Consider the following 8,794-nt stretch of genomic DNA (forward strand, 5'->3'; position numbering starts at 1 on the left):
AATAAAGGGTAAAACCAATGTATAATATAAACAAACGTTACCCGGAAATGGCTAAAAATAGCGGTTCTCAAAAATTATAGACTGGCAAAAAATACACCGGTCGGAATTCGAATCCTGCTACCCCCGCCATTTTGAATATTAATAAAACCCCCTGGCCATGCGGCTTTGGGGGTTTTTTAGTGGGTTGGAATAGGGGTGGTTACCCTTTAATTTACCCTTTACAGATTCGGTAATTGAGCTTTGCCACTATCAATAATCCGCTTCACGGTACCATGGCAATAGGCCATTCGCTGGGCTATATCCTCCATGATCAGCCCATCCAGGTAGTAGAGGGACAGCGCTTCCCGGTGGCGTTCATCGGGCACCGCATCATCTGCAATCTTTATAAGAAATTCATAGGTCTACGATCCAGCATGGGGGCCTCCTCAATAATGGTATTTCTCAAATTTTTACGTACGTACGCAAGGGCTATTAAATGTATACATCTTTTTACGTACGCTTTTTTTGATTTAAAAAGAAAAAAAGCCCTATGCCGCCGAGAGTCGAAACCACCAGGGGGAGGGTATACACCCCCGTTCGCTTTGTGCTTCCAATTCGGGAAAAAAAGTCCCCATCAGCGCGGAGCATGACAGGGACCATGAATGCTTAAGACTTAGTTACTATTACTTCATATACTTTTGAGCGAGTTCCTTCTTTTACAGTGATGGTTACAGGATTAGGGCCAGATGCCCAGGTGGCCGCACTTCCACTTGACACAACGGTGCTGCCGTTCTTAATGGTTACTGTTGCACCTTCATATTCTGCATTAGCTGTAATAACATTCGTTGCGTCTGTTGTATCCGCTGTATAATTCGTCACACCTCCATCAAATGTCGGTGTTAAAGCCAGACTCCCAATGGTCAGGGTCTTAAGGCTTAAGTCCGGCTGTTCTTGGTAGTAGATAGCCTTAACCTTGTTATCAAGTACAAAGGCATCATAGCACACCCTACCTTCTACGAGGTCACCGCTAATTCCTGGGGGGTCTGCGTGAATCTTATAATCCCTGAGTTTCAGCGGGGCAACAGTAGCAACTGGGTGGGTGATCATAAAACCGAAATTCTTAGGGAGCTGGCTTTCTGGGACCTTAATTACTTGGCATCCATCTATATTTGCAATAACGCCTTTGTCCCTTTTCTCTTGTGCAATGTCGGTACTCATCATAATATCAGCTGATCTCTTCAAGAGAACATACACTTTGGGTGGTACGATAAGTACACGATTTTTGCTAGGAACCTGAGCATCATCTAAGATAGCGTTCGCTTCGATAATCTCATCGTAAATATTTTCTTTCGTCAACGCTTTAGGAGCCGGCTTATTGCCTGCACCTTCTGCCACAACATTATACAGGTATTTTTCGACCTCTGGAAACACCACGAGCCCTATCTGTCTTGCTAATGCCGTTGCTGCCTGCATGGCCTGCTGTGTTTCGTCTCGATCCAGCTTATCTATGGCAAAGGTAAAAGATCGATCATTTTTCAATGTCATTATTTCCGTTGTCGCATCCAGTCCGTCAATGTGTCCATATCGGCTTGCCCTTGACTCTGCACCGGATCGATCATAATCGCTCATTGGCGAAGTTGTTACTTTATACACTCGCACAGAATGCGCACCGTCCCAACTCATGTCTTGATTCGAAATCAATGTCAAATCACTGTGCTTCACGAAAGTTTCATCTACGCAGTTTGTATACTGATCTGTTAAATCCACAACTCTTGATGGCAAGTTGTTACCAATAACTTCATTACTCATTTTTTGTTTTCCGCTAATAATAGCAGATTCCTTTCTTATCTTGGTTTTTAATATGTGTTTTTCCCAGGGTATACCTGTATTTTGCCTAGTTTTTTGCCTTAGTAGGCATTTTTTACAACCGGGTTTATACCCGTAAAAGGAGAACTCCGAAGGGGGGCGACTATTTGTACCCCCCTAGCGGGAAGTGGACGTTCCCGCGCCAAACAAAAAGCACGGGTCGGGGCTTACACGTCATGTGCGCCCGTTCCCGTGCCGTGTGTCCTTGGCTTCCAGCGCGTCCGCTGGGGTACTTGTTGGTAACATGATATCACATATGTGGGTAATTTGTCAAGCCATATCCCCTATTTATGCGGGTTCGGCGTTTTTTTAGGCCTTAAAATCACTTGATGAAACCGCCTATCAGTGCGCCCTTTTTTAGGTTTATGGTCTGGTAAAACAGGTTCCAGAGCATCCAATATGGGGCGGACCTCCTGGGGGTCACTGAATGAAATTTTGATAATCACGCTCATGCGTTCCTCCTTCGTTGGTTAATCAGGCAGCCCCGACAGAAGTTTACAGCCATCCACCGGAGTGGTAGACCTGCCTATATTCGGGCGGATAACCCGCCGCCCGGGCCGGGGGATAAGGGCATATTGTGCGATAGGGTTGGCAGCGGAAAACTCCGCCACCAGGTGACATGTCAAGCCGTCTTTGCTGGATCAGAAGCAATATTGCGAACCATACTAACCGCAATCCCAATGATTGAGGAATGGCCCATATCAACCCGCCGGTGGTTCATATCCGTGATGGTATAAACATCCCCCAGAAAAGTAATAATACCTAATTCTGCATGCTCCGAACCATCACGGGAGAATATAACAAACCCGCCATTCTTTGCTCTAGCAATGTCAAAGGTAATGCCATAAATACTATCTCCCTTTTTGATTCCATGAAGAATTGCGCTATCGTCCAGAACCAGCATTTCAAAATCTGCAATTTTATGCATGACAAGCCGCCTTCCGTTGTTCCAAAACATCCATGAGTATTTCTATAGCGATACTCGTTCCCGTTTCAAAACCCAGATTAAAGGCTTCTCGCTCCTGTGCTCCTTGGGGAACTGTCACCCGGTGGGCTTCCATGTAATCACCGCAAATTTGCTTTGATCTATCTTCCATTGCTCATTCCTCCTAAAGCATGATCCAGGGAATCACGCAAAACATCATGACGGTAAAACCGCCGGCCAGTAGGGTTAAAAAGTCGCTCATTGGGCGGCCTCTATGGTTTCTTTCATTTCAACCATAATTAATTGATAGGGCAATATCCAGTTTGGATTAGCCTTGTAATCGTCGGTATAATAGCAGTTGTGTAAAATTTCATTGGCCTGGTCAATAGCTGACTGTTTATTATCAGCGTATACCGTAAAGCATGCCTCTGTCACTTCTGAGGTGTTATCATCAATTGCGTAATCAATTTTAAATTTTTTCATTATTCGTTATCCTTTCAATCTTTACTCTAAGCACGGGTTGCGACAACTTCAAGCGTATCAGCGATTCGGTCTAACCCGCTATTATAGCTATCTCTTCCCAGTAAATCCTCCAACGTCTCCTTAAGCATCACGACCTTGGCCACCTCGATGGCTTCTACCCGTGTGATGTCGTAATCCTCCATGATGGCAATAGCCAAATTCATGAAGTAGCTGGCTTCTATTATCCGTTTTTCTTCCATGTTTTATCCTTTCAAGTTGTGGCTGACTGGAGGGGTTACCGTGTGAAATGAGAAAACCACTCTACATGAACGCAAACGGCTTAGTTATGCGGTTTACACATATAGAGGTACCCCCCTCTAGGCCGAACGCTCACCTATAGGTTTTCTTATCTTATAGAGTGGTACCCTCTAGTTTAGAAATAATAGTATTTATAAGGCTTTAGCTTCATATAGAGGGGTTTTCAAACCTCCTTAGGGGGCCTAAAATATTTCAGGGCTTCACCCTCTAGGTGAATAAGCTGAATAACGCCTTTCTTATGCCCGAGACTTTTGGTTCTATACGCTACAAGTTTTTCCTTCTTCAATTCAGCCTTTGCATTCTTTAAGGCATTTGGGCTGTGCCCCTGGGCTTTTCCCATCCCGTCCAGGTCGTTAACTTCCTTTTCCCCATCCCTCAGATAGTCCAGGATAAAGGCCCGGGCTTCATCCTTTGCTGGGGCAACCTTTTTAGTGTAATTGTCATCCTGAACGAAATCCCGATCCCGCTTATCGGTAAAGCCTTTAAATACTGGTACTCCATCTTCAATAGAGAAAAGCACCGTATTTTGAAGCGGGCCATAATTGTTTTTTTCCTGGGTCATGTACCGAATTCCCTTCTCGTTGGTCTCCCCGGTCATGAGAACCGATCGGCTAATGTCCCAGATGTCGGCACTGTCGGCGATTCGGTTCCTGCCATATGCCCCCGCTCGCTTGTTGGCATGAACCACAACGATTGTGGTTACCCCGTATTTCTCACCCATGGCGATTAGAGGGGCTAAACACTGGCGCATGGCATTCCTGTATCCCATATTCATTTCAGGCGGGATAAAGGCTTGAATCGGGTCAAATATCAGCAGCTCCGGGCGGTGTTCCTCCACCAAGGATTCCAGAAGTGGGGAGTTAAACTTAATATCTTTAAAGTGCTCATCGGCTATATCAACAGTGATAATGTTTTCCATATTCGCCCCACATTGCCGAAGCTTCTTTTTTAGCGTATGCTGTACTGAATCCTCAGCCGAAAAGAATAATACCTTTTGGGGCTTTCTGTCGGTTTCTCCACTGGCAAAGAAGGGGGAATAGCCGTTACTCACAGAAGCAGCAATCGAACACCATAAAGACGTTTTACCGCTTCCGCCGTCCCCGGCTAATGTTGTAGCCTGCCCCTTCGGTACATATCCGTTAATAAACCATTCAGCTTCTTTTTCTGTAACGTCGGTGAGTTTAAGCACTTTCAAGCGATTTTCGTTCAAATTCTCATCTGAATATGGTATACTTTCAGTGAAAAGAGCTTCGATAATGACGTTATAACCAAAGGTTCCGAGATCATTGTAATCCTGGCTGTCCCAGTGTTCGGGGCAGCATTTTGCACCCTTGAAAATTGTATTAATTAACGAAATGTCGCTGTCTCCCATCACCGAAGCGATCCCCCGGCACACCGTGCAAAAGTATTCCCGGGAATCGCTTTTTTTCGTGCCTTTCGGCAACCCGTTGCGGTAAAGCTGTAAAAGCTTCTCATGGCCTCCAGCTTTCGCTTTTTCTATGAATTCCTCCCGATACTTTAAGGGATTAGGCAACATCATTAAAGTGGTATCCCCGGCGATTTCTTCCGCTATTTCTTGATAGCTTTGTTCTTCCATCCATTCCACGCTTACCCTTCCTGCCACTGCTGGGCTTCTCTCATGGCCTCGTCCGAAATCCACTGTTCAAACTCCTTGATCGGAATCACAATCTTTGTCCCCAGTCGAATCTTAGGGAAGTCCTGCCGGTTAGCGATGGTGTACATAGAGGCTTTGGAAATTCCCACCACCATGGCCGCCTCCGGCACTGAATAGGTCAGGCGTTCCGGCTTATCTGGGGTCCGCATCGTCTGAATGGCCTCTACACGTTCCAGGCTGGCCTGTACGGCCCGTTTTTCCTCTTCCAGTACATAACAATCCAATTGCCCTTTAAGGGCCTCTATGGCCTCAATCTTAAAATCCTGGGCCGATTTAATCCGTGGCGTTGCCATTTTCTAATCCTCCTTGATAATTTCCGCTGGGTCTACGCCCAGGGCTTTTGCAATCTTGCCGACGGTTTCGGGCCTTACGTTATTACAACGAATAGCCGAGCAATAAGTCCCGCTTGGGATATTAGCCTTCTCAATCAATTGGGCAGTAGACAAGCAAGTTCGTGCCTTAGCTAAATCTAATTTTTTCCGATCTAATTTCATAAATTCCTCCTGCAAAACTTGATGGCACATATTTTAATGTGTTTCTATATATTAGCACGTTCATTAATGTGCGTCAAGTGTTTAATATCATTCTGCACATTATTTTTTGCGCTTTTTTAACTAAAAGGCTTCTCTATTCTGTCTCTTCGTGCTACAATAAGAATATTAAACAGTTGCTTAAGAAAGGATTAATAATAATGTCATATTTCAGCGAAAAGCTCAAGAGCGAGAGACAGAGTAGAAAATTTTCGCAAGAATATTTAGCGAAAAAATCTGGACTTGGTAGGCGAACCATTCAGGATTACGAAGCCGACAAAATTGCTCCGACGGTTAAATCTTTCGAAAAAATCGTTAAAGGTTTAGGTACTACACCAGCTGATTTTTTAAATTCTATAAATAAATTACCATCTTCTTCGATACTCAAGGAAAAAAACGGATGGGATTCACTTACTGACGATGAAAAGAAAAAAGTATTAGAGTATTATACATCTATCTCTGTTGAGTCTCTTTCTCATGTTCTTAGATTTGATTCATCAAACTCCTTAGCACAAATATTTACAAAAAAAATAGTCGAAAATGGTACTAATTTTATAGGAAATAATCTTCAAAAGTTTAGAAATGAAGCAAACCTAAGCAGAGAGGAATTCTCAAAAAAATGTGGAATCCCAACAGATGAAATTAACAAGTACGAATTGAACAAAAAAGCACCGACATGCGAATTATTGGGAAAAATAGCTAAAGCGTTGAACGTTGATGAAATTGAACTTATTGATGGTGCGATAGATTCATCAAAAGCCAGAACAATTTCTTCCGAAGAAGAATATAACCTTTCAAAACTAAAAACATATTTCTATAGCGCGTCGGATGAAGGTCAAGAAAAAATAGTCACCTACGCTGAGGATCTACTCAAGGTCCCCGAGTACCAACGTGCCCCAGACCAGGAAGAGAAATAAGCCACTTAACGCATTTTTGCGTTGAGTGAAGCAATACGGCCAGATAGGCATTTTAAGCCCTTAACTCCTCTAAGGGTACTTGGATAAGGGTAAGGCTAAAAAGATTCTCAAAACACCTGTACAGACATAGAAAATGACGAAAAAAAGTGATTCTGAGAATGGGTTATGGTAGAGGAATAGTTAACCCGTCAAATCGACGGGGCAGGTTTCCAGAAAATTAAATGGCAGCGGAAAAAACCGCCAACCTCACAGCCGAATTTTCGGCCGCCAAACTACAACCCCGGATAGAGGGGGTGAGTGAAAACCGCACCCCCCTAACCCGTCAAATCGACGGGTCAGGTATCCCTAAACTGGGGATACCCCCTAATGTCCGTTAAACGGACTTTTCAAAAGGGGCAAATCACCGCCATAGAAAAACCCCCGGCAACCTTAAACAGGTCCCAGGGGCTTGATAATTCCTTCATATCGTTGTATAATGTGGGTAGAAAAGAGTGGCCCGCCTTTGGCGGTCTGCCTCTAGTTTACATGATAAAGCTACCCAACCTTATCAGGGGAGAGGGTAGCTTTTTTTAATGCCTTTAATTATCGTCTTTATGAAACGATAGAAGTAATACCACGAAGCCACCAAAGGTAAGCATCAGCATTAAACCTTCGTACACTGTCATAGTATCACCCCCAATCTTAACCCGATTGAGGCAGAAAAGCCCGCTACCCGGCGAACCACTCGTAGAGGTATTATATCAGGTGGTGGGCAAAAAAAAAAGCCCTGGGCATATCCAGGGGAAAGGAAGGCACACCATGCCACGGAAAAAGGAAGGAAGAGCAGCCCAGGGCGCCGGCACCATCAGGCAACGGGCCAATGGATCATGGGAAGCACGGTATACCCTGGGCAGAGACCCCGCCACGGGAAAGCAGATTCAGAAGTCTGTTTATGGCAAATCCCAGGCCGAAGTGCGGCGCAAATTGGCCCAAATTACCGTTGAGATTGACGGGGGAACCTATCAGGACCCTTCACGGCTAAAGGTTGGGGAATGGCTTGATATCTGGCAATCTGATTATTTAGGCGGCGTGAAGGACTCCACTAAACATGAATATGCCCAGGTGCTGCGCTCCCATATCATCCCGGCCCTGGGTGGTGCCCAGTTATCAAAAATCCAGCCCCACCATGTCCAGAAGCTCTATAACCAGCTTTGTGAGAAACTGACCGCCAAAACCGTGAAGAACATCCATGGGGTATTCCACAAGGCCATGGCTCAGGCGGTGACCCTGGGGTACATTAAAAGCAATCCCACGGACCTTTGCACCCTGCCGAAGGTGGAACGCTTCGAGATAAGCCCACTGGATAAAGAGCAAATCCCCGCATTTATTGCGGCCTGCCCCTTGGATCGGTACGGCCAACTCATTAAATTGGTGCTGTTCACGGGCTTTAGGCTATCGGAGGTCATTGGCTTAACCTGGGATTGTGTGGACTTCGAAAAGGGCACGATTCGGGCGTATAGGCAGTTTCAGCGCTTCGAAGGTGCCTATACCTGGGGCAGCCTGAAAAATGGAAAGCCCCGCATGATCACCGCTTCTAATTATGTGATGGCCATACTAAAGGACGTTCGCACAAACCAGTTAGAGGAACGCCTGGCCGCTGGCAGTGCCTGGCAGAACCCCGATGATTTCATATTTACCCACGCCGATGGGCGCCATTTATCCCACAGTGTGGTAAGGAGACATTTCAAGGACGTGGCCCAGGCTATCGGGATGCCTGCCCTTCGCTTCCATGACCTGCGCCATTCCTTCGCCGTGGTCAGCTTACAGGCGGGGGATGATATCAAGACCGTTCAGGAGAACCTTGGCCACCACAGCGCCGCCTTTACCCTGGACACCTACGCCCATGTGACAGAAGCCATGAAAAAGGAAAGTGCAAAGCGTATGGATGCCTTTATCCAGGATACCCTTTGATTTACCCTTTAGCGTACCCTTTACAGACACGAATAAAGGGTAAAACCAATGTATAATATAAACAAACGTTACCCGGAAATGGCTAAAAATAGCGGTTCTCAAAAATTATAGACTGGCAAAAAATACACCGGTCGGAATTCGAATCCTGCTACCCCCGCCATTTTGAATATTA

At 45.4% G+C, this 8,794-nt stretch carries 13 protein-coding genes; 2 read left to right on the forward strand and 11 right to left on the reverse strand.

The genetic code is table 11. From position 1 onward, the window contains the following. Positions 1 to 218: 218 nt before the first annotated feature. The 10 genes from VB081_RS15075 to VB081_RS12580 all read right to left on the reverse strand — a co-directional run bounded on the left by VB081_RS15075 (position 219) and on the right by VB081_RS12580 (position 5,719). Positions 219 to 365, reverse strand: a complete 147-nt coding sequence (locus tag VB081_RS15075; RefSeq protein ID WP_442872723.1) for a sigma factor-like helix-turn-helix DNA-binding protein — start codon at positions 363 to 365, stop codon at positions 219 to 221. Between the two features lie 280 nt (positions 366 to 645). Continuing rightward, positions 646 to 1,788: a cadherin-like beta sandwich domain-containing protein gene (locus VB081_RS12540; protein ID WP_323401131.1), complete on the reverse strand. Its 1,143-nt coding sequence runs from the start codon at positions 1,786 to 1,788 to the stop codon at positions 646 to 648. A gap of 341 nt (positions 1,789 to 2,129) precedes the next feature. Continuing rightward, entirely contained in the window at positions 2,130 to 2,297 is a 168-nt protein-coding gene (locus VB081_RS12545) for a hypothetical protein (protein WP_176966566.1), read from the reverse strand. 170 nt (positions 2,298 to 2,467) lie between these two features. Continuing rightward, positions 2,468 to 2,773, reverse strand: coding sequence for a hypothetical protein (locus VB081_RS12550; RefSeq protein WP_090304267.1), 306 nt, complete (start codon positions 2,771 to 2,773; stop codon positions 2,468 to 2,470). Beyond that, positions 2,766 to 2,942, reverse strand: coding sequence for a hypothetical protein (locus VB081_RS12555; protein ID WP_176966565.1), 177 nt, complete (start codon positions 2,940 to 2,942; stop codon positions 2,766 to 2,768). The genes VB081_RS12550 and VB081_RS12555 overlap by 8 nt, the downstream gene beginning before the upstream one ends. Before the next feature lie 86 nt (positions 2,943 to 3,028). Next, positions 3,029 to 3,253 carry a hypothetical protein gene (locus VB081_RS12560; protein WP_323401132.1) on the reverse strand — a complete coding sequence of 75 codons (225 nt, stop codon included), beginning with the start codon at positions 3,251 to 3,253 and terminating at the stop codon, positions 3,029 to 3,031. A 26-nt stretch (positions 3,254 to 3,279) separates the two neighbouring features. After that, positions 3,280 to 3,456 carry a hypothetical protein gene (locus VB081_RS12565; RefSeq protein WP_323401133.1) on the reverse strand — a complete coding sequence of 59 codons (177 nt, stop codon included), beginning with the start codon at positions 3,454 to 3,456 and terminating at the stop codon, positions 3,280 to 3,282. Positions 3,457 to 3,713: 257 nt separating this feature from the next. After that, positions 3,714 to 5,147, reverse strand: coding sequence for an AAA family ATPase (locus tag VB081_RS12570; protein WP_323401135.1), 1,434 nt, complete (start codon positions 5,145 to 5,147; stop codon positions 3,714 to 3,716). Between the two features lie 11 nt (positions 5,148 to 5,158). Further along, a complete protein-coding gene (locus VB081_RS12575) occupies positions 5,159 to 5,518 on the reverse strand; it encodes a helix-turn-helix domain-containing protein (RefSeq protein WP_090304260.1) in 360 nt (119 codons plus the stop codon). 3 nt (positions 5,519 to 5,521) lie between these two features. Beyond that, complete coding sequence (locus tag VB081_RS12580) at positions 5,522 to 5,719, reverse strand: hypothetical protein (RefSeq protein WP_323401134.1); 198 nt, start codon at positions 5,717 to 5,719, stop codon at positions 5,522 to 5,524. Between the two features lie 197 nt (positions 5,720 to 5,916). Here VB081_RS12580 and VB081_RS12585 point away from each other — a divergent pair, with 197 nt between their 5' ends. Beyond that, positions 5,917 to 6,672 carry a helix-turn-helix domain-containing protein gene (locus VB081_RS12585; RefSeq protein ID WP_176966564.1) on the forward strand — a complete coding sequence of 252 codons (756 nt, stop codon included), beginning with the start codon at positions 5,917 to 5,919 and terminating at the stop codon, positions 6,670 to 6,672. Positions 6,673 to 7,250: 578 nt separating this feature from the next. Here VB081_RS12585 and VB081_RS15080 read toward each other — a convergent pair. Further along, a complete protein-coding gene (locus tag VB081_RS15080; RefSeq protein WP_423230227.1) occupies positions 7,251 to 7,337 on the reverse strand; it encodes a putative holin-like toxin in 87 nt (28 codons plus the stop codon). Between the two features lie 133 nt (positions 7,338 to 7,470). On the opposite strand from VB081_RS15080, the gene VB081_RS12590 reads away from it, so the two are divergent. Continuing rightward, the gene (locus VB081_RS12590) at positions 7,471 to 8,622 is read left to right on the forward strand and encodes a tyrosine-type recombinase/integrase (protein ID WP_090304253.1); all 1,152 of its coding nucleotides are present in this window, start codon (positions 7,471 to 7,473) and stop codon (positions 8,620 to 8,622) included. The last annotated feature ends 172 nt before the right edge of the window (positions 8,623 to 8,794 follow it).

It is taken from the genome of Christensenella sp., from assembly GCF_034927525.1.
Lineage (GTDB): Bacteria > Bacillota > Clostridia > Christensenellales > Christensenellaceae > Christensenella.